Genomic DNA, 24,611 nt, shown 5'->3' on the forward strand with positions numbered 1-24,611 from the left:
GGATGGCGTGGAATCCGCAGCCCTTGGCGTTGGCGGCGTTGATGTTGGCTTGAAGGTCGCGGATTTGTTGCTGGCAGGAGGCGGCGTTGTTGGTGTTGCCGGCGTTGCTGTTATTTGCGCCACCCAGTGCGGTCGACAGGGCGCCGGTGAGGGCGGATAGGTCTGCGGCGTGGGCGGGCAGGGTGAACAGGCTGAGCAGAACGGCGGTAGGTGCGAGAGTGGAAAGGCGCATGGCAAACCTCAATGTTTGATTGCCTGCGCAGGTCAGTGGCCCCGGGCTGGCGCATGGCAATTTCCCTATAGATGAGCGCCCAGGTGCGGCGAAATACTATTTGCTCAAATTTTGAGCTTCAACGCTGGGTCTCTTTAAATGTGATCGATTTCACAGTTTGGATTTGACTTCGGACCGGCTGATGCGCTCCTGTTTCACCTCCTGCGCATAACCCCTGAGCTTGCCCTGCTGGGCCGCGAGCAAATCACAAACCTTCTTCAGCGCCGCTGCCTGTTTGGGCAACGCGCCATCTGCCGCCAGGGTCGCTAGCTCCACCACCGACCAGCCGATCACCGCCGCTGCATCTTCCAGGTCATAGAACAGTTCCTGCTGGGCGGTTCGAGGGCCATCCAGATCATTTATTAATTCCGCCATCTGCTTCTCCGCTATTGCGCAATAAACCGTCGGTAAAACTCAGGCAAAGAAAAGCCCGCGATGGGGAGTGCGGGCTAAAAGGGATGTTCATTAGGAGCTGCTGAATTCACCTTAGGCGATCATCTGTGAAAGGTTTGTGAAACTGCATGGCAATGTGCGCCAAAAGTGTATGCCTCGATCCGCGCCTGGCTGTACGGGGCATTCGCCGGGATAAATCACTAGTGTTCCAGGCTTGCCCCATCTTTGTTCGGATACCTCGCGATGGTCATGTCTACCAGTTTGTTGTCAGCCTTTGTGCTGTTTGCCTTTGTCTCTTCGATAACCCCCGGCCCGAATAACACGATGTTGCTGGCTTCGGGGGTGAATTTTGGTTTTCGCCGCTCCATACCCCATGCGCTGGGCATCAGCATCGGCTTTATGCTGCTGGTGATTTCAGTCGGGTTGGGGTTGGGCGAGGTGTTCAAACTGTTGCCCTGGGCCTACACCCTGCTGCGCTACGTGGGAGCGACGTACCTGCTGTATTTGGCTTGGAAGATCGCCACGGCAGGCGGTATGTCCGATAGCACGGACGAGCGCGGCAAACCCATGACGTTCCTCGCTGCTGCCGCGTTCCAGTGGGTGAACCCCAAGGCCTGGATCATGGCGTTGGGCGCGATCACCACCTATACCCCCGCTGAAGGCTATGTGACCAACGTGCTGGTGATTGCATTGGTGTTCGCCGTGGTCAATCTGCCCAGCGTGTGTGTCTGGTTGGGCTGCGGCACGGGGCTGCGCAACTTGCTGCGTGAACCGCGTTGGGTGCGTCTGTTCAACGGGGTGATGGCCAGTTTGTTGGTGTTGTCGCTGTACCCGATGTTCTTGGCAGGGTAGGCGTTCAGACCGGCGAGATGGTCGCCAACAGGCCGATGCCGATGGTCAATACCAGAAAACCGAACAGGAAGATTGCCATCTTGGTCATAGGACCTCCGAAGGGAAGGGGAGTGGGAACGCTGGCCATTGTCCGCCCGGGCAGGTTTTCGGTACAGACGCAGATAACAAAGAAAAAACCGTATCAGATGCATCAGTCGCGCGGCTGCACCGGGCTTTGGAGGGCGTCGGGTTTTTCCAGATCAGTGCTTGAGACAGACGACGCTTTTGCCCCTAAGATGGCGCCCACGGCATCAACACAATAAGAGTGGGCCAACCCTCGATGGAAAGACGTCAATTCAGCGGTGGCATGAAGGGCAAGAACCTGCGCTACCTTAACGAAACCTCTCAACAACTGGCGTCGGTCACTCGCGTCGGGTTTCTGTTGCTCGAACATTTCTCCCTGCCGGCTTTCACCCAGACCCTCGACACCCTGGTCACCGCCAACCTGCTGCGCCCCGAGCTGTTCGCCACGCGCACCTTTGGCTGTGACGATGGCGAGGTTATCAGTGACCTGGGCCTGGTGATTCGCCCTGACGCATGCTTGGACGCGTCCGTGCTGCACGAACTGGACCTGCTGGTGATCTGCGGTGGCTTTCGCACTGAGCTAAAGGCCAGCGAAGACTTCATCCACCTGTTGCGCAGCGCCGCCGAGATGGGCGTGGGCTTGGCCGGGTTGTGGAACGGGTCTTGGTTTCTTGGGCGGGCCGGGTTGTTGCAGGGCTATCAGTGCGCCATTCACCCGGAACATCGCCCGGCCCTGGCCGAGGTATCCAAGGCCGCCAAGGTCACCAGCGAACCCTTTGTGATCGACCGCGACCGCCTGACTGCATCGAGCCCCTCAGGCGCATTCCATATGGCGTTGGACTGGATCAAGAGCCTGCATGGCAAGGCGTTGGTGGAAGGCATCGAAGACATCCTCGCATTTGAGGAGTCACGCTACCGGCGTATAAAGCCGACTGAGAACATCAGCGTCAGCGCCCCGCTACGGGAAGTGGTTAAGCTGATGGATGCCAACCTCGAAGAACCGCTGGAACTCGACCAGTTGGCGGTCTACGCCGGCCGGTCGCGGCGGCAGTTGGAGCGCCTGTTCAAAGAGCAACTGGGCACCACGCCGCAGCGCTATTACATGGAGTTGCGTGTGACTGAAGCGCGCCGACTGCTACAACACACCGAGCTGTCCCAAGTGGAGGTGCTGGTGGCCTGCGGGTTCGTATCGCCGAGCCATTTCAGCAAGTGCTACAGCGCCTACTTCGGCTACCGCCCCTCGAAAGAGAAGCGCCTGGTCAAGTAGCATGGGCACCGTCTGGAATTTTTCCGAGGAGTGCCGATGTCGATCACCTTGAAGGACCGCTACCGTGGCAGCTTGCTGGGCCTGGCCTGCGGCGATGCTGTGGGGACCACCCTGGAATTCAAACGTCGGGGCAGTTTTGCGCCGATCACCGATATGGTCGGCGGCGGGCCGTTCAATCTCAAGCCGGGGCAGTGGACGGACGATACATCCATGGCTCTGTGCCTGGCCGAGAGCCTGCTGCAAAAAGGTGGGTTCGATGCCCGTGACCAGATGGGGCGCTACCTCAACTGGTGGCAGTGGGGCTATTTGAGTTCGACCGGCGACTGTTTCGATATCGGCATGACCGTGCGCGAGGCGCTGACGCTGTTCCAGAACACCGACAACCCGTTCGCCGGCTCAACCGATCCCTATTCGGCCGGCAACGGCTCGATGATGCGCCTGGCGCCCGTGGTGTTGTTTTATTACCCGGACCTGCAAAATGTCCGCACCTTCAGCGTCGACAGTTCCCGCACCACTCACGCCGCCCAGGAAGCCATTGACTGCTGCCTGGTGTTGGCACAGGCCATCTGTAATGCCCTCGGCGGCGCGTCGAAAGCGCAAGTGCTGGAGTTGGCCGATGTACCGTTGACGGCACCCAAGGTGAAGGCCATTGCGGCAGGCGGGTACCGTGACAAACCCTGCGCCGAGATTGTTGGCTCGGGCTATTCGGTGGCCTCTCTGGAAGCAGCGCTGTGGTGCTTTGATCACACCGATAGCTTTGCCGATGCGGTACTGGCGGCGGCCAACCTGGGCGATGACGCCGACACCACCGCCGCTATAGTTGGTCAATTGGCCGGTGCCTATTACGGGCCAGCGGCGATTCCCTCCGAATGGCTGGGACGGTTATGGATGGCGGATGAGATCCAGGGGATGGCCGACGGATTGTGCAATGCCGCAGGTCATGCGGCCTGACACGCGCCGCTAAAAACGCTCCAGCCGATAAGGCGCCAGTGCCGGCAACCCTGCTGGCATTGGCCCGTCTGCCGCCAACCCGGCGACCATCTCTGCCGTGATCGCTGCCTGGGTCAAGCCCAGGTGCTGGTGCCCGAAGGCTAGGAGTACCTTGCCGTCGGCCACCCGATCGATGATCGGTAGCGAGTCGGGTAGCGACGGTCGAAAGCCCATCCACGGCGTGGCGTCCCTGGCGTCCAGTTCTTCGCGGAACAGCCCATGGCTTAACCGCTGCAACTGCCACGCGCGCTGCATATTGGCGGGGCGTTCAAGCCCGGCGAACTCCACCGTACCGGCCAGGCGTAGGCCGCCGGTCATGGGGGTCATGATGAATTTGCGCTCCAGGGAGGTCACGGCGAACGGCAGGCGCTGGTGCTCATGGGGCAGCATCAGGTGGTAGCCGCGTTCGGTGTCCAGCGGGATGGCTTTACCGGTCAGGGTCGCTGTCAGCGCCGCCGAATGCGCGCCGCAGGCGATCAGCACCTGACGCGCCAGTAGCGGCGCGTGGTCGGTGAACAAGCAGACGCCCTCCGCATCGGGTTGCCCGCTGACCACACGATGCCGAAGAAACTGCACGCCCGCAGCTTCAGCGGCGCTGACCAGTTCGCCCACCACGTGGAACGGGTCGACAAAGTGCCCGGTGGCCGGGAAGAACAGCCCGCCTTGTAGGCGTTCGCTCAAGTGCGGCGCCGCCGCGCGAATCGCCTCGGCAGACCAGTACTCCATCGGCACGTTTTGCTGCTGCATGCGGTGCTGCAACCCCTGGATATCCGCCCGTGACTCGGCCCGTTCGAACACCAGCAGCGAGCCGTCCTGGCGCATCAGCTGCGGCCGATCCAGGCTGGCCAGCAAGCGTTGCCAGGCGCCCAGGCTTTGCTCGTTAAGCGCACGAAGGCCGGCCACCGTGCGCTGGTAAGGCGCCGCGCGCAGGTTGAGCAGCAGACGCGTAAACCAGGGCAGGGCGCGGGGCAGGTAGCGCCAGTCCAGGCGTAGCGGGCCCATGGGGTCCATCAGCATGGCGGGCAGGCGCTTGAGAATCGAATAGTCGGCGATCGGGAATACCTGCTCGGTGGCCAGGTGCCCGGCGTTGCCATAGGAGGCCCCCATGCCCGGGGCTTGCGGATCGATGACCACCACCTGGCGGCCCTGGCGCGCCAGATGCAACGCGCAAGCCACGCCGATAATGCCGGCGCCGACCACCACGATATCCCTACGGCTCATCGGCTATGCCTCTCTCTGTGCGTCGGCCAAGGCTTTCACGTTGCGCCGGTTGACCATCGCGGCGATCACGGCGGCGCGTACGCACTCAGGCACAATGCTGTTCCGCCGACCAGTTGGCATACCACTGGCGGAACAACGCGAACTGCTGCTCGGCATAACGCCGCTGGGCGTCACTGAGCACGTCGGTCGCATTGAAGTGCAGGTCGTAGCCTGTGTCGCCGTTGAGCACCATCAAGTATTTGTAGTACAGCACCAGGTCGCAGCCTTCATCGAATGATGACAACACCGCCAGCGCGCTTTCCAGTTCGCGGGCCAGGCGTCGTGCCTTGGCATCGCCCTTGGCCGCCTGTTGGCTCAGCGTCACCAAGTGCAGCACTTCCCGCGGCAGGGCATTACCGACGCCGGTGATGGCGCCGGTGGCGTTGCAGTTGACGAAACCGTGCACCACCTGGGTGTCCACACCCACCATCAGGGTCACGCTATCGTCCTGGGAGGTGATGTGTTCGGCGGCGTAGCGCAGGTCGGCGCCACCGCCGAATTCCTTGAAGCCGATGAGATTCGGGTGCTCGCGGCGCAGTTCGAAGAACAGCTCGGCGCGGGTGGCGAAGCCGTAGTAGGGGCTGTTGTAGATCACCGCCGGCAGCTCCGGCGCGGCATTGAGGATGGCAGCGAAGTGCGCCTTTTGTGCGGTGACGGACGCACCACGGGACAGCACCCGAGGAATCACCATCAAGCCATGGGCGCCGACCTTGGCAGCATGGGCGGCGTGGGACACCGCTTCACGGCTATTGACCGCTCCCGTACCGACAATGGTCGGCACCTCAGCCGCTACCAACCGCGCCACGCCTTCCTGGCGCTGGGCTTCGGTGAGCAACGGCCAGTCGCCCATGGAGCCGCAGTACACCACCGCGCTCATGCCGGCTTCGATCAGTTCGCGGCCCTTGGCGACCAGCGCATCGAAGTCCGGTTGGCGCTGGGCGGTGCAAGGGGTCATCAGGGCCGGGATGCAGCCGGCGAAAACGCTGTCGCTCATAGTCGTACTCCTTCAAGTCAAATGGGGGTGGGCTTAAATGCCCCAGGCGAAAGGGTCTTGCTCGTCGATCAGCAGCACGCTGTCGGCGGTCATATAGGCGCGGCCGGTAATGAAGGGGATGACCCGCTCGCCGTCCCATTCGTAATGGCCCGTGAACTGGCTGCCGGTGATGCTGGCCTGGGTCCATGTCTGGCCGGGCGCGAGTGTTCCATCGGCGGCCAGGCACGCGAGTTTGGCGCTGGTGCCGGTGCCGCAGGGCGAGCGGTCGTAGGCTTTGCCGGGGCACATCACGAAGTTGCGGCTATCGGCGTCGGGGTCGCTGGCGAACAGTTCGATATGGTCGATCAGCGCGCCATCGGCGCCATGGATACCCTGGTTTTCCAGGGCCTTGAGCATCGCCCAGGTGTACTCGGTGAGGGCGTCGACGTTGTTCATCTCCAACGTCTTGCCATGCTCGGAGACCAGGAAAAACCAGTTACCGCCCCAAGCGATATCGCCCTTGACCACGCCGTGGCCGGGCACGTCCACCGCCACCTGGTGGCGAAAACGGTAGGCCGGTACGTTGCGCAGGGTGACCGCGCCGTCCTCGTGCAGCGTCGCGGCCACCGGGCCCACCGGCGTGTCAATCATGTGCACTCCCGGTGCGATATGCCCCAAATGATGCAGCGAGGCGACCAAACCGATGGTGCCGTGACCACACATGCCCAGGTAGCCGGCGTTATTGAAGAAGATCACCCCGCAGGTGGCGCCCGCTGTGACCGGCTCGCAGTACAGCGCGCCGACCAGTACGTCGTTGCCACGGGGCTCCAACAGGCAGGCGCGGCGCCACTGATCGTGTTCGTTGCGCAAGCTATCCAGTTGCGCGGCAATGCTGCCGCCGCTCAGAGCCGGGAAGCCGCTGAGGATCAGGCGCGTGGGTTCGCCGCCGGTGTGGGAGTCGATCACATGCAATCGTTTCATCAGACGCTCCAATCAATGAGTGGCCGAGGGCGGTTGCCGCCGAAAGAACGCGGTTCCCAGCAGCATGTAGAGGGCGGCGGACAGTAGCGCCGAGAAGATCAACGCAATCGGGTCGGTGCGTTGTGGGTTACTGGAGCGCCATCCACGGCCCTACAGTGAACTCACCGGCGCGCAGGCGATTGATGGTTTACGCGGCCATCGATGACGAAATCGGCACAGTTTTACCTGGCTCGACAGTGCGGCGGGCATCATGCAATCTGCTACGCGAAAAGGCTCAACCGGGGAGGCGATCATGCTGCACAGCGTATTTGCGGGCCTTTGCCAGGGTGAGGCAGCCGCTCGCCCCGACAGCCTCGAACAGCTGGTAAGCGCCGTCGCGCAGTTGCTGCCGATGCTGGATGTGATCCCCAACGCCGCGATTTTCATCAAGGATATGCAAGCTCGCTACGCCCTGGCCAACCGCACGTTGGTGCAGCGCTGTGGCCTCAAACAGCTGCAACCGCTGCTGGGCAAGACCAGCGCCGAGGTGTTCCCCGCCCAACTGGGGCCGGGCTATACCGAGCAGGATCGACGGGTGCTGGAGGAGGGCTTGGTGCTGGCAGATCAACTCGAACTGCACCTGTACGGCAGCCGCGAACCGGGATGGTGCTTGACCCACAAATGGCCGCTGTACAACCGTGGGGGCGCGATTATCGGCCTGGCCGGCATCTCGGTGGACCTGCAATCGGCCAGCGAAACCCACCCGGCCTATCAGCGCCTGGCCGCCGTCGATGAGCATATTCGCCGCCACTTCAACCGCCGCGTCACCCTCGGTGAGCTGACGCACATCGCCGGCATTTCCGTGGCGCAGTTGGAGCGTTACTGCAAGCGCGTCTTCAACCTGACGCCGCGCCAGATGATCCAGAAAGTACGCCTGGAACACGCCCACCGCTTGCTGCACAGCGAACTGCCGATCACCGAGGTCGCCTTGCAGTGCGGCTATACCGACCACAGCGCGTTTACCCGGCAGTTCAAGGCGTCCACGGGGTTTACGCCGCGCCAGTACCGGCAGGCGACGGGGGGAGGGCCCGCGTTGGCGTGATTGCGATGCAACGAATGGCGCCCGTACCCCTCATATGCTTACGAGTCACTTTTTACGACGACAGGTATCAAGCTTATGACGGCGGCGGACAACACCCATGTGAACTGGCTGGTGGAACAATCGATGCTGCACGCGGCGCGTCAGCGCGCCAAGCTCTATTCGGGGCAGGGTCGGATGTGGCAACAGCCGTACGCACAGACGCGGCCGCGGGATGCGTCGGCGCTGTCTTCGGTGTGGTTTACCGCGTACCCGGCGTCCATCGTGACCCGCGACGGCGGCACGGTCCTGGAGGCGTTGGGGGATGAAAGCCTGTGGCACGCCTTGTCGAAAATCGGCATCCAGGGCATTCATAACGGCCCGCTGAAAAAGTCCGGTGGCCTTAACGGCACGCGACACACCCCGACCATCGACGGCAATTTCGACCGCATCAGTTTCGAGATCGACCCACAGCTGGGCACCGAGGCGCAATTGCAAGCGCTGACACGCATGGCCGCTGCCCACAACGCGGTGATTATCGATGACGTGATCCCGTCCCACACCGGCAAAGGCGCGGACTTCCGCCTGGCCGAGATGGCTTATGAGGATTACCCCGGCCTCTACCACATGGTGGAAATCCGCGAGGACGACTGGCCATTGCTGCCCGACGTGGCCGAGGGGCGCGACGCGCAGAACCTCAGCCCATTGCAGGTGGACGCGCTGCGCGACAAGCACTACATCGTCGGCCAGTTACAGCGAGTGATCTTCTTCGAGCCTGGCGTCAAGGAAACCGATTGGAGCGCCACACCGGTGGTGGTCGGCGTCGACGGCAAGCCGCGCCGCTGGGTGTACCTGCATTACTTCAAGGAAGGCCAGCCATCGCTCAACTGGCTCGACCCTTCGTTTGCCGCGCAGCAAATGATCATCGGTGATGCGCTGCATGCCATCGACGTGATGGGCGCGAAGATTCTGCGCCTGGACGCCAACGGTTTTCTCGGTGTGGAGCGCAAGCTTGAGGGCGGCGCATGGTCCGAAAGCCACCCGCTGTCGATCACCGGTAACCAACTGATCGGTGGCGCGATTCGCAAGGCCGGCGGTTTCAGCTTCCAGGAATTGAACCTCACCGTGGATGACATCGCCTCCATGTCCCACGGCGGCGCCGACCTGTCCTATGACTTCATCACCCGGCCGGCGTACCAGCACGCCCTGTTGATGGGGGATGCCGAATTCCTGCGCTTGATGCTGCGCGAGATGCACCGCCAGGGCATCGACCCCGGCTCGCTGATCCACGCCCTGCAAAACCACGATGAACTGACCCTGGAGCTGGTGCACTTCTGGACCCTGCATGCCCATGACAGCTTCCTCTATCAGGGCCAGACCTTCCCCGGCAACATCCTGCGCGAGCACATCCGCGAGCAGATGTACGAGCGCCTGACCGGCGAACATGCGCCGTACAACCTCAAATTCGTGACCAACGGCGTGTCCTGCACCACCGTCAGTATCATCACGGCGGCGCTGGGTATTCGTGACTTGGACGCCATCACGGCGGCCGATATTCAGCAGATCCAGCAGATCCACCTGTTGCTGGTCATGTACAACGCAATGCAGCCTGGGGTGTTCGCACTGTCCGGTTGGGATTTGGTGGGGGCGCTGCCGCTGGCGGCGGATGAGGTTGCGCACCTGATGCAGGACGGCGACACGCGCTGGATTCATCGCGGCGCTTACGACCTGGTGGACTTGAACCCGGAAGCGGAACTGTCCGCCGGTCTGATGCCGCGCTCAAAGAGTCTATACGGCAGCCTGAACCAGCAATTGCAAGACCCGCAGTCGTTCGCCTCGCAACTGCAGAAGATTCTCGCCGTGCGCCGCGCTTATGACATTGCCGCCAGCCGCCAGACTCTGGTCCCGGATGTGGAGCATCCAGGGTTGCTGATCATGGTCCACGAACTGCCGGCCGGTAAGGGCACGCAAATCACCGCGCTGAACTTCGGCGCCACGCCCATCACTGAAACCTTGCACTTGCCCAACATTGCGCCGGGCCCGGTGGTGGACATTATCAATGAGCGGGTCGAGGGTGACCTGACCGAAGACGGCGCCTTTACCATCACCCTGGATGCTTACGAGGGCCTGGCGCTGCGGGTGGTCAGCAGCACGCCGATGTAGGGGAGAGGGCCGCTTCGCGTCTCAGCGCGGGGCAAGCCCTAATGCCAGTCAGCTAAGGCTCAGTTGATCCAGCCCAGGCAATGGCTATCAAAAGTTGGAGGGGGCTTACGCCCGATGGCGGTGTGTCAGTGGCAGAGGGGCTGATTGACCCAGCGCTATCGGGGGCAAGCCCCCTCCCACATTCCCGCTCACCACAAAATACGCCCAATGGGCCCGCAGGCACCGGGGCGATGGGGTCTTCCGGAGGGCATCAGACCACGAAGCGATTGACCAACTGGTTCAGGTTCGCCGCCAGCTTCGACATCTCGCCACAGGCGCTGGCCGTCTGGCTGGCACCGGCGGCGCTTTGGGTGGCCAGTTCGCGGATGCTCACCAAGTTGCGGTCCACTTCGCGCGCGACGTGGGATTGTTCTTCCGAAGCGGTGGCGATCAGCATATTGCGTTCGTTGATCTGGATAATCGCCGCTGCAATCTGATCCAGCGAACTGCTGGCTTCCTGGGCCACGCCGAGGGATTCGGTGGCCAGCTCCTTGCTGGTGCCCATGGCCTTGACCGCGTCGTCGGATTCGTTCTGGATCGCGGCGATCATCTGCTCGATCTCCTGGGTCGACACCTGGGTGCGGTGCGCCAGCGCGCGGACTTCATCGGCAACCACCGCGAAGCCACGGCCCTGCTCACCGGCACGCGCGGCTTCGATGGCGGCGTTGAGGGCCAGCAGGTTGGTCTGTTCGGCAATGGCGCGGATTACTTCCACCACTTTACTGATGCCCTGGGCGCGGTTGGACAGGCCCTGGATCTGCTCGCTGGTGTTTTCCACATTACCCGACAGTTTTTCGATGGAGCGCAGCGTCTGCGTGACGCGCTCCAGGCCCACTTCGGTGAAGCCCTGGCTGCGTTTGGATTCCTGGGCGGCGGACTCGGCATTGCGCGCCACTTCATCCACGGCCGCGCTCATTTCGGTAACGGCGGTGGCCGCCTGATTCACTTCATCGTTTTGCGATACCAGGCCACGGCTGGACTGTTCGGTGACGGCGGTCATTTCTTCGGAGGCCGCGGCCAGCTGTGCGGACGAGTCGGAAATCTGCAGGATGGTGTTGCGCAGGTTGGTCTGCATCTGCGCCAGCGCTTTCAACAGTCGACCGGCTTCATCCGTGCCATGCACACTGACTTCTTTGGACAGGTCGCTGTTAGCAATACGTTCGGCCACCGACAGGGCATCGCCAATGGGCGAGGTGATGCTGCGGGTCAACAGGAACGCCAGGCCGGCGGTCATCGCGATCACCAGTACGATCAAGCCAATTACCAGCCAGGTGCCGGCGTTGAAGGTGTCCGTGGCGGTTTGGCCGGCTTTCGCTGCACCTTCGTTGTTGAAGTCGGTCAGGGCCTTGATCTGGCCTTCCATGGCATTGGTCAGCGGGCGGATGCCGCTGGCGACCAATTTGACGACGCCAGCGGTGTCGCCCTGCTTGAGCAGCGGCTCCAGCGCGTCCAGCTGCTTGGAATAACCGTCAGCCGAGGTTTTCACGGCGGTGAACAGGGCTCGTTCCTGATCGCTTGCAATAAGTGGTTCATAGTTGGATACCGCATCGCTGAATGCTGTGCGATAGCCCGGAAAATCCGCCAGCGTCTTCTGAATCGTTTCAGGGTCGGCGACGGCCCGCTGGGTTTCCAGGCGCAGGCGCAATACCGTGGCGTTCATCAGAGCGGTTTGGCGGATGCTCGCCATCCAATTGAGTTCCACATCCTTTTCCGAGTCACGCAACTTGCCCATTTGCAAAATGGCAATTACGCCGAGCACCAGCACTAAGGCGATGATCGCGGAAAAAAACAACGCGGCACGGGGGGCAAGGTTCAGGTTTCTCAGGCGCATGGGGCGTACTCATAAGGAGGAAAGCGAGCAGTTCTTACAAGCTATCGGCCAGACGCCGCAAAATTGAATACCCACGGGCAGCAGCGGACGACTGGTAGGGAAGAGGGTAGTCTGAAAAACCCAATCGCCATGGCGTCGACGTGAGAGCAGTCAAGGCGCCGTTTCACCCAAACCGGGGTCCACGCGCTCGCCGATATCCTTGAGGCGCGCCAGTTGGTCTACTACGCTGGGCGCTTCGTCCAGACAACTCACGAAGGTCCACAGATAAGTCATCACCGCATACACATGCCCGGCCTTCACCGCAGGGGAGAGCGCCAGCTGGGTAATCGCGACCACGAACAGCAAGGCCGCCAACAGCCCGATGGTGAGAAAGGCGATGGCCTCACGGTCCGACAAGCGAATGCGCAATCGCGACAGCACCCGGTAATGACGGCGTAGCGTATGAGCGCCGACTTGCTCCACTAGGCTGATTTCCTTTTCCAGTCGGTTGTTCAGGCGCTCATGCAGTCGTTGATTGCGCCGCGCAAAGCCTGGCACCACCATCAGACACAGCCCCAGTGCCCCAAGGCATGCCAGCCCAACCCAGGGTTCGATCGCCAGCAGCATGGCGGCGGCGCCAACGATGGAGACCAATGCGGTGGCAATGGTGGGCACGTGCTTCTCAAAGAAGTCCACAAATTCCCGTGCCAGTACCACTCTCGCGGCTGACTTGGAGGTGCTGTGGCGTTGCAGGCGCTGATTGAGGATCACCGGCACCGCAAGGTCAGCATAGATGCGGGTAAATGTTCGCGTATCCAATGCGCGTCTCGCCGCGCCGACTACCCAGAAACCCAGGACCACGGCGGCATAAAGTAGTGCGCTCTTGCCATCGCCACGAATAATGGCGTCCACGGCAAACCCCGCGAACATGGGGTAAGCCAGCAGTAAGGCATTTTCCAGCGCCACCAGGGACAGGGTGCAGAACAACTTGCCGGGGTAGGCTTTGGCGATGGCTTTGAGCGTCTGGCTGGCCGATTGTTGGCCGATCTGGCGGCTGGGTTCGTTCAGTAATGGCGGTGTGACGGACGGCATGGGGCACCTGGTGTGCGTAACGTACGGTGTTGAGGCATGGATGTACCGGCATACAGGCCGCGCGTGATGTCGAGCAGGTAGCGCGTCTCTGCGGTCATCAATAACAGGTCGGTTTGCACTTCTTCGATCACCATCTCCAGGATGATCAAGATGCAAATGGCCGGCGCCAGCAGCAGCCAGTGGTAGTAGCACTGGGTAAACAACGAGGCCACAACCCCGATGATCCACAGCGACAGCACCAGACGCGGCGCGTGTTTTTGCAGGGGAATCCAGAAGCGCTGTAGTTTCCTGAGCTTAGCGCTGCAGCGCTTTATGGAGTCTTCCAGTTGCGTCAGGTCAAGCATGGTCCGGTCGCGAATAGAGTTAGACATGGATGCAATCCGTGGGTGAATTACAACGGTGGTGTAGTTGGCCCGCTCAGCGCCCGCGCAGGTAACACACGGTTCAGCCAGGCCAGATTGATATGTTTGACTTGCACCCATTTGCCGTTCTGGGGCGTTCCTTCGCAGCTTTTAAAAGCGATACAGCGTCCTTGTGTGTCCAGCAAGGCGAAATGGCGATAGCGTTCAACGCCCTTGAATCCGAGGACAAAAAAACACATGCCTGCACCTGGGGCGGTTGGGTTTCAGATAGCGACCGGTCGTTCTGGCCACGTCAGTTCGAACAGGCTGCCGCCACTCTCCAGATTGCGGCAGGTCACGCGGCCCTCGTGGGCCATGGCAATGGCGCGCACCACCGCCAGCCCCAGGCCGCTGCCGCCCTGGGCGCGGGAGCGAGAGCTTTCCCCACGCTGGAATGGCTCAAAGATATGCGCGGCGAACGCTTCGTCGATGCCCGGCCCTGCATCCGCGACGCTCAAGGTATTGACGCCGTCCAGGCTGCCCAGGCTCACCGTGACGGTGCCTGGAGTGGCGTGCCGCTTGAGGTTGTCGAGCATGGCTAGCAGGGCCTGACGAATGCGTGCGGGGTCGCAATGCACCGGTTTCCTGAGCAGGTCCATATGCAGGGTGAATCCGCAGGCTTGCAGGCCCGGTTCGAACAGACGCGCGTCAGCCTCGATCTCGTCGGCCAAGTCGGCCCGTTGGATATGCACATCCAGGTAACCATTGTCTGCCAGGCCCACGACCCGCAGGTCTTCGATCAGTCGGGTCAGGCCCTCGACCTGGCCCAGCAGGCTGTAGAACTGTGCTTGATCCGGAGGAAAGACCCCTTCGGCCAACCCTTGCAGGCGACCGCGCAGGATAGTCAGCGGGGTGCGCAGTTCATGGGCAATCGCGGCGTTCCAGAATGACTGCTCTTGGGCCATGCGCTTCAAACGTGCGGCCATGCTGTTGAAGTCATCCACTAGCACGCTGGCCTCGGCCAATGCGCGATCGGACGCCGTCGCCCGGGCATCCAGGTCGCCGTCGGCAAGGCGGCGAAGGCTGGCCGCCACCGAGTTCAACGGCATCAGAATGCGCCGGGACAATTTGATTGCCACCACCGCACCCACGGCCAAGCTGATGGCGGTGACCAAACCCATCCAGAGCCACTCGACACCGGTTGGCAGCCACTCGTCCACATCGATATCCGTGGGTGGCCAGAACATCCAGAGCAGCGCGTAAAACACATAGGAGCCGACGACCGCGAGGGCGATCACGCAGAGCACCACGGCAGACATCGACAGAATAATCTGCCGGCTCAAGCTATTGGCGGTCCTCATGGGTGGCTCCCAAACCGGTAACCCACCCCGCGGATGCTCGCCGGCACACCTTGCAGGCCCAGGTCTTCGATCTTGCGGCGCAATTTGCTGATATGGCTGTCCACCGTACGCTCCAGGCTGTCGCTCTCTGGCGAGCACAGCGCGAGCAACTCGGCGCGACTGAATACGCGCCTGGGGGCTTTGGCCAGCTGTGCCAACAAGCGGAATTCCGTCGCGGTCAGGCTTAATGCGTGCTGTTGTGTGCCGATTCGCACGTTGACTTCATGGCTGTCGACGTCGATTTCAAAACCCTCCACCCGCAACACGCGCTGGCCGCTGCCATAGCCCTGGTCGCGGGAGCGGCGCAGGACCGCCTGGGTCCTGGCCACCACCTCGGCGGGGTTGAACGGTTTGACGATGTAGTCGTCGGCGCCGATGCGCAGCCCCATCAACTTGTCCATGTCCTGGTCCTGGGCGGTCAGCATGATCACTGGGGTGTTGCCGCGGTGGCGGATCTCGGCCAGTACCATCCAGCCATCCAGTTGTGGCATCAACACGTCCAGCAGCACCAGGTCGGGCTTGAGGGTTTGATGCAGTTCCAGCGCGCGCCGCCCATCCAGGGCATGGACGGTCTGAAAGCCACTGCGTTTGAGGTACGCGGCGAGGATGTCGGCGATTTGCGGCTCGTCTTCGGCAATCAATACCAGAGCCTGGGATTGAGCGGCGAAGTCCGCTGGTGTCGAAGTCAGGTGCGATTCAGTCATGGTCGGCTCGGTGGTGCGGTTCGATGGTCGCAGTATGGCCAATTACCAGGGGGCGACGAAGCCTACTGTGCATCACATGCGTGCGCTTTCATGGGAGGTTTTATGGAGGAACGATGGAGACGCGGGATTATTTGCGTATACGGTACTCAGCCAGGTTGGGCGGCGCACCCGAGGCTGCAGAGTGGCGCGAATACCGCTACGCTGGCGCGTCCCATCATAAACAGGAGAGTGTGATGCGTATCGAAGACCTGCCACGAGAAGGCGGTTGCCGCTGTAATCGCGTGCGTTTGCGCGTGGCCCATGCACCGGTGATGACCATGGCCTGTCATTGCACCGGCTGCCAAAAGATGAGCGCCAGTGCGTTCTCTTTGAGTGCGCTATTCATCGCGGATGCGTTTACCGTCACCCAAGGTTCCCCGGTGATCGGTGGCCTGCACGGCGCGGACCGCCATTACTGCTGCCCCCACTGTATGAGTTGGTTATTTACGCGCCCCCATGGCATCGACGGCTTCGTTAACGTGCGGGCAACGATGTTGGACAGCGCGGCCGATTTTGCACCGTTCATGGAGACCTGGACCTGTGAAAAGCTGCCCTGGGCGCTCACGCCGGCGGTCGAAAGCTTCGCGCAATTGCCCGCGCCCGAGGACTTTCCACGCTTGATGCAGGCCTATGCCGAGCTGACCTCGCACTGATCTCAGTCGATCAGCGCCAGCAGGTCGGTGTCGCCCACATCCTGACCCGCCTGGGTCAGCAGGGTGGTTACCTGGCCTCGGTGGTGGGTCTGGTGATTGAAAAAATGCACGATAAGACTGGCGAATGGTTTGTTGGCGCCAACGCCGCGCATATTGTGGTAGTGCAAGCGCTGATCGAGGTCGCTCTCGGTCAGGCTGTGAGCCCAATCGATAATCATCTGGTCCAGCCAGGCGCGCCGTGCGGACAATTCATGCAGGTCGGCGAAGGCCAGTTGTTTGAGGTCCGGGGGCAGGGCGACGCTGCTCAATGGGGCCAACGCCGAGTAGCCGGCAGGGTGCTCGGCAAAGCGTTTGAGCCACACGGTGTCGCCCAGGATCAGGTGGTTGAGGGTGCCGAAGATCGAACCGAAGAACGCGTGACGGTCCATGCGTAAGTCAGCGTCGCTCAGCCTGCCGGCGGCGGCGTAGACCTTGCGGTTCATCCACTGGTTGTAGGTGGCCAAGAGTGTGAAATGTTCGATGCGGTTCATGTGCCATGCCCGGGGGTGGAGGACTGAGCCATCATAGTGCGTGAGCAGCGTGCCCGCATCATCGGACGCTTGGACGCAACCGCTTCAAATACCCTGCGCAGCGAGTACGGCCAGATAGATCAAAACCAGCCCGCACGTGGCATAACTGATGCGGTGCCATCGCGCCGAGGCATGCTTGCGCATCAGGTTGACCAGCGCGGCGGTCAAGAAACACGACAACACCGAGGCGAGCATAAACCCGGCAAAGAACATCAGCGTCTGCCCATGGCTCGGCGTGGCGCCGACGATGCCGGACAAGGCGCTGCCCAGCGCGCCCCAGTACACGATGTTTTTCGGGTTGGCCAGCGAGATTGCCGCGCCCACTGCCAGCGCACTCTGCCCGGAGCCGGCCGGGGCATTGTCCATGGCTGGCAAGCGCCAGGCATCCAGCAGGCTGCGCACGCCGAGCCAGGCCAGGTACAACGCGCAGATCACCGTTAGGGGCACACGCACGGCATCATGCTGGATCAACAGCGCAATGCCGGTCAGACCGATCACGGCCCATACCGCATCGCCCACCAGCGAACCGACTTGCACCAGCAACGCCGGGGTGAACCCGTGCAGCAAGCCACGGCGCAGGGTCTCGGCCAGCACCGCACCGGGAGAGAGGCAAAAGACAAAACCGAATACCAGTGCGTAAAGAAAAATCGTCAGCATGCCCGCGTTCCCATCCAGTGATGGCCGGCAGTGTGCCGCCGCGTCGCACAGGTGTCTTGGATCAGATTGCGTTGTTCAGCGCTGCAGCACGTTTTGGTAGCGCCCCGGCGTGATGCCATAGGCGGCGCGGAAATGCCGGTTGAGGTGGCTCTGATCGGCGAAGCCCAGGTCATGGGCGACCTGGCCGGCCGATACACCGTTGCGCAGTAAGCCTTTGGCACGACGAGTGCGCAGTTGCATGGCCCATTGGCGCGGGCTGAGGCCCGTTTCTTTCTGGAAGGTGCGCAGCAGGTGGAATTTGGACAGCCCCAGCTCATCGCCCAACTGTTCCAGCGGCAGCGATTGATGCAACTGCTCGGCGAGCAATTCCTGGGCACGGCTGATCAGGCTGTTACCGGTGGCCGTGGTGCTGGGCAGGCGCACGCCGCTGAGGCTGACCACCTCGGCGAGCGCCAGGACAAGGGCGTCCTCGTTCAATTCCCGTATCAGCGCATCGGTACTCAAGGCGCCGTGCACCGCAGCCGCCAGGCGCTGAGCAAGGGCTGGCTGAAAGCACACGGCGCGATCGAATTCCACGTACGCCAGCCCCAGGTCGTGGGCCAACTGATCCGCCGTGGCATACAGGCTGACAAATTGCCAAGGCGCGCCATCAGCCGCGCCGCCGCCCTGGATTTGTCCGGGGTTGTACAGCGTGATGCTGCCCGGCCCGGCGACAAACTCACGCCGGTCGAGCCACACGTTTTCCTCGCCGATAAGATTCACGCCGATCACGCACTCGTCGTGGCTGTGACGGGCGAAGTTCAAGCCCGTGCAGTGCGTACTGCTGATTTCGTAGCTGCCCAGCCAGGCGTGGTGCATGTCGTTCATTCAATCGACTCGGTAGAAAACGCAAGCTTCTGAGCATAACCGGGCCCGGTCATTCAGATCGACCGTTGATTGACCCGTTGCGACAACTCGTCGGCACTTTCCTTGCGTTCCGAGTAGCGGTCGACGAGGTCCGGGCGATCGCGCAGCAGCACCGTGAACTTCACCAGTTCCTCCATCACATCCACAACGCGGTCATACAACGCCGAAGGCTTCATGCGGTCGTGTTCATCGAATTCCAGAAACGCCTTGGGCACCGAGGATTGATTGGGGATGGTGAACATGCGCATCCAGCGGCCCAGGACGCGCAGTTGGTTGACGGTGTTGAACGACTGCGAACCGCCGCACACTTGCATCACCGCCAGAGTCTTGCCCTGGGTGGGGCGCACGGCGCCCAGCGCCAGGGGAACCCAATCGATTTGCGCCTTGAATACCGCACTCATCGAACCGTGCCGCTCGGGCGAGCACCATACCTGGCCCTCGGACCACTGCATCAGCGTCAGCAATTCCTGGACCTTGGGGTGGTCGCTGGGAGCATCGTCCGGCAGCGGCAAACCGCTGGGGTTGAATATCCGGGTCTCAGCGCCGAAATGCTCCAGCAAGCGCGCCGCTTCCTCCACCAGCAAGCGGCTGAACGAGCGTGGTCGCGTCGAGCCGTAGAGCAGCAAGATGCGCGGCGCAGGGGGCGGCCCAGTGTGAAGAGGGGTGGAAAGACCTGCATCGAGATTGGGCAGCGTGCTCATTGTTTGCTCCTGTCACAGTTGCGCAATGCGCTCCAGTTCAACCTTCAGTTCTGCCGGGCACAAACGCTCGAACGGCAATGCAAAAAACGCCCGGCAACGGCTTTCGATGGTTTCCAGGGTGGCCTGGAAGGCGGCATTGAGGTGTGCGTCATCACCGTGGACGTCGGACGGGTCCTCCAACCCCCAATGGGTTTTCATTGCCGGACCGAAGTACACCGGGCAGGCTTCGCCAGCGGCCTTGTCGCACACGGTGATCACCAGGTCCGGCGGGCTGCCTTCGAAGGCGTCGTTGCCCTTGCTGTACAAGCCCTCGGTGCTGATACCGGCTGCTTGCAGGGTGCTCAGGCTGCGGGGCAGCACCTGGCCTTTGGGAAAGCTGCCGGAACTGACCGCTTGGAAACCTGCCGGCGCCAGGTGGTTGAACACGGCTTCGGACAGGATGCTGCGACAGCTGTTGGCGGTACACATAAACAGGACTTTCATGAAACGGCTCCTTCAGACACTCAAGCGCAAGGCGAGGGCGGCGAGGGTGATCAGCAGCACCGGCAAGGTCAGCACAATGCCGACTTTGAAGTAGTAACCCCAGGTGATAGTGATGCCTTTGCGCGACAGGATATGCAGCCACAGCAACGTGGCCAGGCTGCCGATAGGGGTGATTTTCGGGCCGAGGTCGCTGCCGATCACGTTGGCGTAGACCATCGCATCCTTGACCACGCCCACCGCATGGCTGGACTCGATGGACAGCGCGCCGATCAGCACCGTCGGCAGGTTATTCATCGCCGATGACAGCAGTGCCGTCAGCACCCCCGTGCCCATGGCCGCACCCCACACGCCATAGGTGGCGAAGGTATCGAGCCAGGTGGCCAGGTAAGTAGTGAGACCGGCATTGCGCAGGCCATAGACCACCAGGTACATGCCCAGGGAAAAAATCACGATCTGCCACGGTGCTTCTTTGAGCACTTTGCGTGTGGAGATTTTGTGGCCCTTTGCGGCGATCACCAACAGGAGCACTGCGCACACCGCGGAAATCGCGCTGATGGGAATGCCCAACGGTTCCAGGGCAAAACAGCCGACCAGCAGAATGCCCAGCACCCACCAGCCGGCGCGGAACGTGGCGCGGTCGTGGATCGCGTTGACAGGCTCATCCAGGTCGGCCGGGTCGTAGCTCTGGGGAATATCCCGGCGGAAAAACCACAGCAGCACCGCCAGCGTGGCCGCGACGCTGACCAGGTTGACCGGCACCATCACCGCCGCGTATTGGTTGAAACCGATCTTGAAGTAGTCGGCCGAAACGATATTCACCAGGTTCGATACCACCAACGGCAGGCTCGCAGTGTCGGCAATAAAGCCCGCGCCCATCACGAACGCCAGGGTCGCCGCCGGCGAAAAGCGCAGTGCCAACAGCATCGACATCACGATGGGCGTAAGGATCAGCGCCGCGCCGTCGTTGGCGAACAGCGCCGAAACCAGCGCGCCGAGCAGCACCATATACGCAAACAGACGTCGGCCGCGGCCTCGGCCCCAACGCGCCACATGCAAGGCGGCCCAGGCGAAGAAGCCGGCCTCATCGAGCAGCAGGCTGATGATGATCAACGCAACAAAGGTACCGGTGGCGTTCCAGATGATGTGCCACACCACCGGGATATCCGCCAGGCTGATGACACCGGACGCCAAGGCCAGGATCGCACCGAGGCTGGCGCTCCAGCCCACGCCGAGGCCTTTGGGTTGCCAGATAACCAGCACGATGGTGAACAGAAAAATGGCGATTGCGACAAGCATGAATTAACGCTCCGATGGCTCAGCAGCAGTTGCTGGCCCGTTGTGGTCTGTCGCCCATTGCACCCAGACGCTGCGCGTCGTCGTGCAACCATGGCTGGTTGGCTTGCAACGTAGTGGTCAGCACCTGATGCACCCAGTCGGGCAGTGCCGGATTGAGACGGTAGTAGATCCACTGGCCTTGGCGACGGTCCACCAGCAACCCGCCGCTGCGCAATTGCGCAAGGTGCCGGGAAATTTTCGGCTGACTGTCGCCCAGAGCATGGATCAGTTCGCACACGCAAAGTTCGCCTTCGCGCAGGATCAACAACGTCAGGCGGGCACGGGTAGCGTCGGCCAGGCATTTGAACAGTTCGGGAGGAGACAGGAGGTCTGACATGGTTCCATCCGCATATACGTTTATTCGAATATACGTATTTCCATATGTTTCGGTCAAATCTTGTTTCGATTGATGTGGATCAAGTTCATGAAGATCAACCACAAGTGTTTGAAATTAAAATGAAACACTCATGTCTTAGAGTGCCTCCCCATTGCAGATGAAGGAAGACCCCGCGTGACCCGAGCCACTCGCAACCTGCGCAAAACCCTGGATTCCGTCGCGGAAAATAACGAAACCGCGGCGTTCGATCTGATGCGCGCCGTGGAAAAACTCGGCGACGAGGTGTTGCGTCAACGCTTGCTCAACACCATTCACCGGCTCAACCAAGATGCCTACGAGTTGCGCGAAGCGCGGGATTCGGTGGAACAGGTGTCCGTGAAGCTCGCCTGAGCAATATCGTTCAAGACAGGCGCCTCGGCGCGCTGGCATGCTTGGCGACTGTCCGTCGATGAGCCGTTTTTATGCCTGCTGCCTTACCCCGTTATGCGTTCGCGCGCGGTGCGATCGCCGTTATTCCGTTATCCCTGGCCTGCGCGCCCTGGGGGCTGCTCGCCGGCTCCATGGCCATCGATGCGCAATTCACCCCGTTGCAAGCCCAGGGGCTGTCGACCATCGTGTTCGCCGGCGCTGCGCAGTTGGTTGCCATCGGTATGGTCAAAAGTGGCGCCAGCCTGATATCGATCGTGCTGACCACCTTGCTGCTGACCTCTCAGCATTTGCTCTACGGCATGCACCTGCGGCCAGTGCTTTCTCCTTTAAGTGCCCGCTGGCGCATGAGCCTGGGGTTCTTGCTGACCGATGAGTTTTTCGCGTTGGTCAGCCACTACGACCGCCAAACCTTCAATCGGTGGTACGCCCTGGGCGTGGGGCTGACCTTCTATATCATCTGGAACCTGTTCACCCTGGCCGGCATTGTGCTGGGCAAGAGCATTCCGGGCCTGGACCAGCTAGGGCTCGAATTTTCGATTGCCGCGACCTTCATCGCGTTGATAACCCCGGTGGTGCGCGATGTACCGACGGTGGTGTGCGTGGCGGTGGCGTTGCTGTGTTCGGTCTGGCTGAGTTTTTTGCAGTGGGAGTCGGCCGTGGTGGTGTCGGGTTTGCTGGGCATGGGCGCCGGCTTTGCCTGTAAGCGACTGGGGGTAGGGCAGCGATGATTTACCTGATGATTGTGGCCATGGGCCTGGTGGTGTTCTTCAACCGCTATCTGTTTATCGAGCCGCGTCTGCCGGTGCGACTTAATCGCGGTGCGCGAGAGTTTCTAGGGTTTGCGGTGCCGGGCATGCTGACGGCGATCTGCGGGCCGATTATTTTCCTGGCCGACCATCACCTCAACCTGAGCCCGACCAATCCGTATTTGCTCGCCGGCCTCTGCGCGGTGGGGTTGATGGTCTGGACGCGCAATGTGTTGCTCACCGTGTTGCTGAGCATGGCGGTGTTCTATTTGCTGCGCTGGTGGCTGTAAAACCCAGGCGAAAAAAAGCCCGCGGGAGAGCGGGCAGAAGGAAGACTTCATAAAAATGAGCCAGGCCAGTGTAGGTGGCTACGGCGCGTATCACAGTGAGAATAAATTTATCCTGCCAAAGCAAAGCGGCCCCAATCGGGGCCGCTTCAGGGCATCAGTTTTTTGCGTTGAGCTTGCGCAGCTCTTCGTAGGTGGCCGACTGGACGAACCAGAAGCCGGAAATGATGCACCACGTCAACGTTCCCCCTACCAGCACCGCCAGGCCCGACAGGAAGCTGGCGCTGAACATCGACACCAGACCGATCAACCAGACGAAGGCCAGGGCGATGTACAAAACCGTGTTGTTAACGCTGATAACGAAATCTTTCATGACGCTTCCTTGTAGAAAATAACCGGTCGACCTCTTCAGTGAAGCCGACCGCGGCATCATAGTGCCATGTTTGTGCCGATGCCACTCCAGCCTCGATCAGGCACCACCAGAGCAACGTAATAGTCTTTGGCGGGTGCCCGTAAATGGTAGAGTCGCGTTTTTTCCAAGGAAGCGATGGCATGCGGAACGTGGTATTGGGCGCATTGGCACTGGCGGTACTGAGCGGTTGCGCGGGTTCGAAGATGAACGAGGCACGCATCGGCGCACCCTACAAAACCCTGGCATCGGACAAGGCCACACTGGTGGTTGCCGAGTGCATTCAGTTCGGCTGGCAGGATGAAAGTGTGTTCGGCGTGGACGCCGGTGGCTTCAAGGAACCGAGCGAGGCAGGTGGTTTCACCGTATACACCACCGGCGGCGATTACTTCGTCGACATTCAGAGCGTGGGCGCAGGTTCCAGCGTCAAGTACTACGCTGCCGAAGACACGATGCCCGCCAAGCGTCGCTTGGCCGCACTGGCGACCTGTCTGTAGTCCCTTGCCTTAGTCATATTCGGAAACGCCCGGCGGGACAGGGGTTGGGCATTGGCTTATGATTCACCTCGCTCGCCCGGGGTGATGGCTCTTTACCGGTACACGGACGTCGAGGCCGTCGCGCCGGGCGAGCATCCCTCCTTGATCAGCGTGGCATGTAGCCCAAGTGCCAACGCCGCGGAATCTTCAACGACACCAACCCCAACACCGCCGCCAATGCAGCGCTGACCCAAAGCGCGCGCAGGCCCATGTGCTGCTGCAACACTGCACCGATCACGGCGCCGACAAACATGCCGCCCCATGGAATCAGTTGCACCCGCCAACCGCTGCGACGTTCGCCCAGCAGCCAACGGCCCAGCCCGCGACCGAAACGCGAAAGTGCGCCGGTCACATAGGTCAGACCCACCGGCAGGCCGTTCACTTCCTCGACCGCCGCGTTAAGCATGCCCATGGCCACGATGGCAGCCAGTAGCGCAGGCAACATGTCTTCGAATGGCCAGAAGGCGCCGCAGCACAGCAACGCAGCGATATACAGCAGCAGCGGCAGGGCGTGGCGCCGGCTGAATCGGCTGACCACAATCCCCAGCGCGTTCCCCAAAACAAAGGTGGCGACCAGCAACAGTAGCCGTACGGTCAGGCTGTGGTCGCCGGCGCCGATAGCCACCGCCAGGCGCGTGGTGTTACCGCTCATGAACGAAACGAAGTCGCCGCTGGCCATAAAGCCAATGGCATCCGTCATACCCGCCAGCACCGATAAGCTGCCTACCAGCATCATGCCGATGCGGCCTCGCCATAAGCGTCGATGAGCCAGTGCAGCGTTGGCGTACGGTTTGCGGGGCGCAGGCAGCATGGACGCGGGTTCCTCGGTGAGATTATCCGGCCACTACGGTAGGACGCTTTGACCTTA

The 24,611-nt window shown here is 61.6% G+C and carries 28 protein-coding genes and 1 pseudogene; 10 read left to right on the forward strand and 19 right to left on the reverse strand.

Annotated elements, in window-relative coordinates; genetic code table 11:
- Both YA0848_RS24720 and YA0848_RS24725 read right to left on the reverse strand, forming a co-directional pair.
- Positions 1–232, reverse strand: a pseudogene (locus tag YA0848_RS24720) (hypothetical protein); the annotation flags it as partial.
- Positions 233–382: 150 nt separating this feature from the next.
- Complete coding sequence (locus tag YA0848_RS24725; RefSeq protein ID WP_169902622.1) at positions 383–646, reverse strand: hypothetical protein; 264 nt, start codon at positions 644–646, stop codon at positions 383–385.
- A 261-nt stretch (positions 647–907) separates the two neighbouring features.
- Here YA0848_RS24725 and YA0848_RS24730 point away from each other — a divergent pair, with 261 nt between their 5' ends.
- The 3 genes from YA0848_RS24730 (at position 908) to YA0848_RS24740 (ending at position 3,797) form a co-directional block, all read left to right on the forward strand.
- Positions 908–1,516 carry a LysE family translocator gene (locus tag YA0848_RS24730; RefSeq protein WP_034098069.1) on the forward strand — a complete coding sequence of 203 codons (609 nt, stop codon included), beginning with the start codon at positions 908–910 and terminating at the stop codon, positions 1,514–1,516.
- A 346-nt stretch (positions 1,517–1,862) separates the two neighbouring features.
- Positions 1,863–2,846, forward strand: coding sequence for a GlxA family transcriptional regulator (locus tag YA0848_RS24735; RefSeq protein ID WP_047882161.1), 984 nt, complete (start codon positions 1,863–1,865; stop codon positions 2,844–2,846).
- 36 nt (positions 2,847–2,882) lie between these two features.
- On the forward strand, positions 2,883–3,797 hold the full coding sequence (locus tag YA0848_RS24740) for an ADP-ribosylglycohydrolase family protein (RefSeq protein ID WP_034113819.1): 915 nt from the start codon (positions 2,883–2,885) through the stop codon (positions 3,795–3,797).
- 9 nt (positions 3,798–3,806) lie between these two features.
- On the opposite strand, the gene YA0848_RS24745 is transcribed toward YA0848_RS24740, so the two are convergent.
- The 3 genes from YA0848_RS24745 to YA0848_RS24755 all read right to left on the reverse strand — a co-directional run bounded on the left by YA0848_RS24745 (position 3,807) and on the right by YA0848_RS24755 (position 7,050).
- A complete protein-coding gene (locus YA0848_RS24745; RefSeq protein ID WP_169902621.1) occupies positions 3,807–5,057 on the reverse strand; it encodes an NAD(P)/FAD-dependent oxidoreductase in 1,251 nt (416 codons plus the stop codon).
- An 85-nt stretch (positions 5,058–5,142) separates the two neighbouring features.
- Positions 5,143–6,090, reverse strand: coding sequence for a dihydrodipicolinate synthase family protein (locus tag YA0848_RS24750; protein WP_169902620.1), 948 nt, complete (start codon positions 6,088–6,090; stop codon positions 5,143–5,145).
- A gap of 33 nt (positions 6,091–6,123) precedes the next feature.
- The gene (locus YA0848_RS24755) at positions 6,124–7,050 is read right to left on the reverse strand and encodes a 4-hydroxyproline epimerase (RefSeq protein WP_034113815.1); all 927 of its coding nucleotides are present in this window, start codon (positions 7,048–7,050) and stop codon (positions 6,124–6,126) included.
- A 292-nt stretch (positions 7,051–7,342) separates the two neighbouring features.
- Here YA0848_RS24755 and YA0848_RS24760 point away from each other — a divergent pair, with 292 nt between their 5' ends.
- Entirely contained in the window at positions 7,343–8,131 is a 789-nt protein-coding gene (locus YA0848_RS24760; RefSeq protein ID WP_034113813.1) for an AraC family transcriptional regulator, read from the forward strand.
- Between the two features lie 75 nt (positions 8,132–8,206).
- Positions 8,207–10,270, forward strand: a complete 2,064-nt coding sequence (treS, locus tag YA0848_RS24765; protein ID WP_034113811.1) for a maltose alpha-D-glucosyltransferase — start codon at positions 8,207–8,209, stop codon at positions 10,268–10,270.
- A 250-nt stretch (positions 10,271–10,520) separates the two neighbouring features.
- Here the strand turns inward: treS and YA0848_RS24770 are convergent, their stop codons facing one another.
- From YA0848_RS24770 to YA0848_RS24790, 5 genes are all read right to left on the reverse strand, one after another.
- Positions 10,521–12,140, reverse strand: coding sequence for a methyl-accepting chemotaxis protein (locus YA0848_RS24770; RefSeq protein ID WP_169902619.1), 1,620 nt, complete (start codon positions 12,138–12,140; stop codon positions 10,521–10,523).
- A gap of 150 nt (positions 12,141–12,290) precedes the next feature.
- Positions 12,291–13,211, reverse strand: a complete 921-nt coding sequence (locus YA0848_RS24775) for an ABC transporter six-transmembrane domain-containing protein (RefSeq protein WP_169902618.1) — start codon at positions 13,209–13,211, stop codon at positions 12,291–12,293.
- Complete coding sequence (locus YA0848_RS24780; RefSeq protein WP_034113807.1) at positions 13,184–13,582, reverse strand: hypothetical protein; 399 nt, start codon at positions 13,580–13,582, stop codon at positions 13,184–13,186. The genes YA0848_RS24775 and YA0848_RS24780 overlap by 28 nt, the downstream gene beginning before the upstream one ends.
- 254 nt (positions 13,583–13,836) lie before the next feature.
- The gene (locus YA0848_RS24785) at positions 13,837–14,913 is read right to left on the reverse strand and encodes an ATP-binding protein (protein ID WP_169867773.1); all 1,077 of its coding nucleotides are present in this window, start codon (positions 14,911–14,913) and stop codon (positions 13,837–13,839) included.
- Complete coding sequence (locus YA0848_RS24790; protein WP_169902616.1) at positions 14,910–15,656, reverse strand: response regulator; 747 nt, start codon at positions 15,654–15,656, stop codon at positions 14,910–14,912. The genes YA0848_RS24785 and YA0848_RS24790 overlap by 4 nt, the downstream gene beginning before the upstream one ends.
- A gap of 233 nt (positions 15,657–15,889) precedes the next feature.
- Here YA0848_RS24790 and YA0848_RS24795 point away from each other — a divergent pair, with 233 nt between their 5' ends.
- Positions 15,890–16,348, forward strand: coding sequence for a GFA family protein (locus tag YA0848_RS24795; protein ID WP_169902615.1), 459 nt, complete (start codon positions 15,890–15,892; stop codon positions 16,346–16,348).
- A 2-nt stretch (positions 16,349–16,350) separates the two neighbouring features.
- Here the strand turns inward: YA0848_RS24795 and YA0848_RS24800 are convergent, their stop codons facing one another.
- The 7 genes from YA0848_RS24800 to YA0848_RS24830 all read right to left on the reverse strand — a co-directional run bounded on the left by YA0848_RS24800 (position 16,351) and on the right by YA0848_RS24830 (position 21,336).
- Entirely contained in the window at positions 16,351–16,878 is a 528-nt protein-coding gene (locus tag YA0848_RS24800; protein ID WP_169902614.1) for a DinB family protein, read from the reverse strand.
- Positions 16,879–16,962: 84 nt separating this feature from the next.
- A complete protein-coding gene (locus YA0848_RS24805) occupies positions 16,963–17,574 on the reverse strand; it encodes a LysE family transporter (RefSeq protein WP_034098042.1) in 612 nt (203 codons plus the stop codon).
- A 75-nt stretch (positions 17,575–17,649) separates the two neighbouring features.
- On the reverse strand, positions 17,650–18,441 hold the full coding sequence (locus YA0848_RS24810) for an AraC family transcriptional regulator (RefSeq protein ID WP_034098040.1): 792 nt from the start codon (positions 18,439–18,441) through the stop codon (positions 17,650–17,652).
- Positions 18,442–18,494: 53 nt separating this feature from the next.
- The gene (arsH, locus tag YA0848_RS24815; RefSeq protein ID WP_034098037.1) at positions 18,495–19,181 is read right to left on the reverse strand and encodes an arsenical resistance protein ArsH; all 687 of its coding nucleotides are present in this window, start codon (positions 19,179–19,181) and stop codon (positions 18,495–18,497) included.
- A 12-nt stretch (positions 19,182–19,193) separates the two neighbouring features.
- The gene (locus tag YA0848_RS24820) at positions 19,194–19,664 is read right to left on the reverse strand and encodes an arsenate reductase ArsC (protein WP_034098036.1); all 471 of its coding nucleotides are present in this window, start codon (positions 19,662–19,664) and stop codon (positions 19,194–19,196) included.
- Between the two features lie 12 nt (positions 19,665–19,676).
- On the reverse strand, positions 19,677–20,960 hold the full coding sequence (locus YA0848_RS24825; RefSeq protein ID WP_169902613.1) for an arsenic transporter: 1,284 nt from the start codon (positions 20,958–20,960) through the stop codon (positions 19,677–19,679).
- Between the two features lie 19 nt (positions 20,961–20,979).
- The gene (locus YA0848_RS24830) at positions 20,980–21,336 is read right to left on the reverse strand and encodes a metalloregulator ArsR/SmtB family transcription factor (protein WP_034098032.1); all 357 of its coding nucleotides are present in this window, start codon (positions 21,334–21,336) and stop codon (positions 20,980–20,982) included.
- A gap of 174 nt (positions 21,337–21,510) precedes the next feature.
- Between YA0848_RS24830 and YA0848_RS24835 the strand changes: the two genes are divergently transcribed.
- The 3 genes from YA0848_RS24835 (at position 21,511) to YA0848_RS24845 (ending at position 22,801) form a co-directional block, all read left to right on the forward strand.
- Complete coding sequence (locus YA0848_RS24835) at positions 21,511–21,726, forward strand: hypothetical protein (RefSeq protein WP_003191339.1); 216 nt, start codon at positions 21,511–21,513, stop codon at positions 21,724–21,726.
- Positions 21,727–21,797: 71 nt separating this feature from the next.
- Positions 21,798–22,493: an AzlC family ABC transporter permease gene (locus tag YA0848_RS24840; RefSeq protein ID WP_034098030.1), complete on the forward strand. Its 696-nt coding sequence runs from the start codon at positions 21,798–21,800 to the stop codon at positions 22,491–22,493.
- Positions 22,490–22,801: an AzlD domain-containing protein gene (locus tag YA0848_RS24845; protein ID WP_034098028.1), complete on the forward strand. Its 312-nt coding sequence runs from the start codon at positions 22,490–22,492 to the stop codon at positions 22,799–22,801. Before YA0848_RS24840 ends, YA0848_RS24845 begins: the two co-directional genes overlap by 4 nt.
- Positions 22,802–22,955: 154 nt before the next feature.
- Here YA0848_RS24845 and YA0848_RS24850 read toward each other — a convergent pair whose 3' ends face one another.
- Positions 22,956–23,171, reverse strand: coding sequence for a hypothetical protein (locus YA0848_RS24850; RefSeq protein ID WP_034098026.1), 216 nt, complete (start codon positions 23,169–23,171; stop codon positions 22,956–22,958).
- Between the two features lie 179 nt (positions 23,172–23,350).
- Here YA0848_RS24850 and YA0848_RS24855 point away from each other — a divergent pair, with 179 nt between their 5' ends.
- The gene (locus YA0848_RS24855; RefSeq protein ID WP_034098025.1) at positions 23,351–23,704 is read left to right on the forward strand and encodes a hypothetical protein; all 354 of its coding nucleotides are present in this window, start codon (positions 23,351–23,353) and stop codon (positions 23,702–23,704) included.
- A gap of 145 nt (positions 23,705–23,849) precedes the next feature.
- Here the strand turns inward: YA0848_RS24855 and YA0848_RS24860 are convergent, their stop codons facing one another.
- Positions 23,850–24,554 (reverse strand): YoaK family protein, encoded by a 705-nt coding sequence (locus tag YA0848_RS24860; RefSeq protein WP_034098022.1) that lies wholly within the window; start codon positions 24,552–24,554, stop codon positions 23,850–23,852.
- Positions 24,555–24,611 lie beyond the last annotated feature (57 nt).

Origin of the sequence: Pseudomonas sp. S4_EA_1b (genome assembly GCF_016307435.1) — a bacterium.
GTDB classification, from domain to species: Bacteria; Pseudomonadota; Gammaproteobacteria; order Pseudomonadales; family Pseudomonadaceae; genus Aquipseudomonas; species Aquipseudomonas rhodesiae.

Excerpts from the sequence above, each read along its gene's own strand:
- YA0848_RS24725 (WP_169902622.1), bottom strand. The coding sequence starts at position 646 with ATGGCGGAATTAATAAATGATCTGGATGGCCCTCGAACCGCCCAGCAG.
- YA0848_RS24730 (WP_034098069.1), top strand. The coding sequence starts at position 908 with ATGGTCATGTCTACCAGTTTGTTGTCAGCCTTTGTGCTGTTTGCCTTT.
- YA0848_RS24735 (WP_047882161.1), top strand. The coding sequence starts at position 1,863 with ATGAAGGGCAAGAACCTGCGCTACCTTAACGAAACCTCTCAACAACTG.
- YA0848_RS24740 (WP_034113819.1), top strand. The coding sequence starts at position 2,883 with ATGTCGATCACCTTGAAGGACCGCTACCGTGGCAGCTTGCTGGGCCTG.
- YA0848_RS24745 (WP_169902621.1), bottom strand. The coding sequence starts at position 5,057 with ATGAGCCGTAGGGATATCGTGGTGGTCGGCGCCGGCATTATCGGCGTG.
- YA0848_RS24750 (WP_169902620.1), bottom strand. The coding sequence starts at position 6,090 with ATGAGCGACAGCGTTTTCGCCGGCTGCATCCCGGCCCTGATGACCCCT.
- YA0848_RS24755 (WP_034113815.1), bottom strand. The coding sequence starts at position 7,050 with ATGAAACGATTGCATGTGATCGACTCCCACACCGGCGGCGAACCCACG.
- YA0848_RS24760 (WP_034113813.1), top strand. The coding sequence starts at position 7,343 with ATGCTGCACAGCGTATTTGCGGGCCTTTGCCAGGGTGAGGCAGCCGCT.
- treS (WP_034113811.1), top strand. The coding sequence starts at position 8,207 with ATGACGGCGGCGGACAACACCCATGTGAACTGGCTGGTGGAACAATCG.
- YA0848_RS24770 (WP_169902619.1), bottom strand. The coding sequence starts at position 12,140 with ATGCGCCTGAGAAACCTGAACCTTGCCCCCCGTGCCGCGTTGTTTTTT.
- YA0848_RS24775 (WP_169902618.1), bottom strand. The coding sequence starts at position 13,211 with ATGCCGTCCGTCACACCGCCATTACTGAACGAACCCAGCCGCCAGATC.
- YA0848_RS24780 (WP_034113807.1), bottom strand. The coding sequence starts at position 13,582 with ATGTCTAACTCTATTCGCGACCGGACCATGCTTGACCTGACGCAACTG.
- YA0848_RS24785 (WP_169867773.1), bottom strand. The coding sequence starts at position 14,913 with ATGAGGACCGCCAATAGCTTGAGCCGGCAGATTATTCTGTCGATGTCT.
- YA0848_RS24790 (WP_169902616.1), bottom strand. The coding sequence starts at position 15,656 with ATGACTGAATCGCACCTGACTTCGACACCAGCGGACTTCGCCGCTCAA.
- YA0848_RS24795 (WP_169902615.1), top strand. The coding sequence starts at position 15,890 with ATGCGTATCGAAGACCTGCCACGAGAAGGCGGTTGCCGCTGTAATCGC.
- YA0848_RS24800 (WP_169902614.1), bottom strand. The coding sequence starts at position 16,878 with ATGAACCGCATCGAACATTTCACACTCTTGGCCACCTACAACCAGTGG.
- YA0848_RS24805 (WP_034098042.1), bottom strand. The coding sequence starts at position 17,574 with ATGCTGACGATTTTTCTTTACGCACTGGTATTCGGTTTTGTCTTTTGC.
- YA0848_RS24810 (WP_034098040.1), bottom strand. The coding sequence starts at position 18,441 with ATGAACGACATGCACCACGCCTGGCTGGGCAGCTACGAAATCAGCAGT.
- arsH (WP_034098037.1), bottom strand. The coding sequence starts at position 19,181 with ATGAGCACGCTGCCCAATCTCGATGCAGGTCTTTCCACCCCTCTTCAC.
- YA0848_RS24820 (WP_034098036.1), bottom strand. The coding sequence starts at position 19,664 with ATGAAAGTCCTGTTTATGTGTACCGCCAACAGCTGTCGCAGCATCCTG.
- YA0848_RS24825 (WP_169902613.1), bottom strand. The coding sequence starts at position 20,960 with ATGCTTGTCGCAATCGCCATTTTTCTGTTCACCATCGTGCTGGTTATC.
- YA0848_RS24830 (WP_034098032.1), bottom strand. The coding sequence starts at position 21,336 with ATGTCAGACCTCCTGTCTCCTCCCGAACTGTTCAAATGCCTGGCCGAC.
- YA0848_RS24840 (WP_034098030.1), top strand. The coding sequence starts at position 21,798 with ATGCCTGCTGCCTTACCCCGTTATGCGTTCGCGCGCGGTGCGATCGCC.
- YA0848_RS24845 (WP_034098028.1), top strand. The coding sequence starts at position 22,490 with ATGATTTACCTGATGATTGTGGCCATGGGCCTGGTGGTGTTCTTCAAC.
- YA0848_RS24850 (WP_034098026.1), bottom strand. The coding sequence starts at position 23,171 with ATGAAAGATTTCGTTATCAGCGTTAACAACACGGTTTTGTACATCGCC.
- YA0848_RS24855 (WP_034098025.1), top strand. The coding sequence starts at position 23,351 with ATGCGGAACGTGGTATTGGGCGCATTGGCACTGGCGGTACTGAGCGGT.
- YA0848_RS24860 (WP_034098022.1), bottom strand. The coding sequence starts at position 24,554 with ATGCTGCCTGCGCCCCGCAAACCGTACGCCAACGCTGCACTGGCTCAT.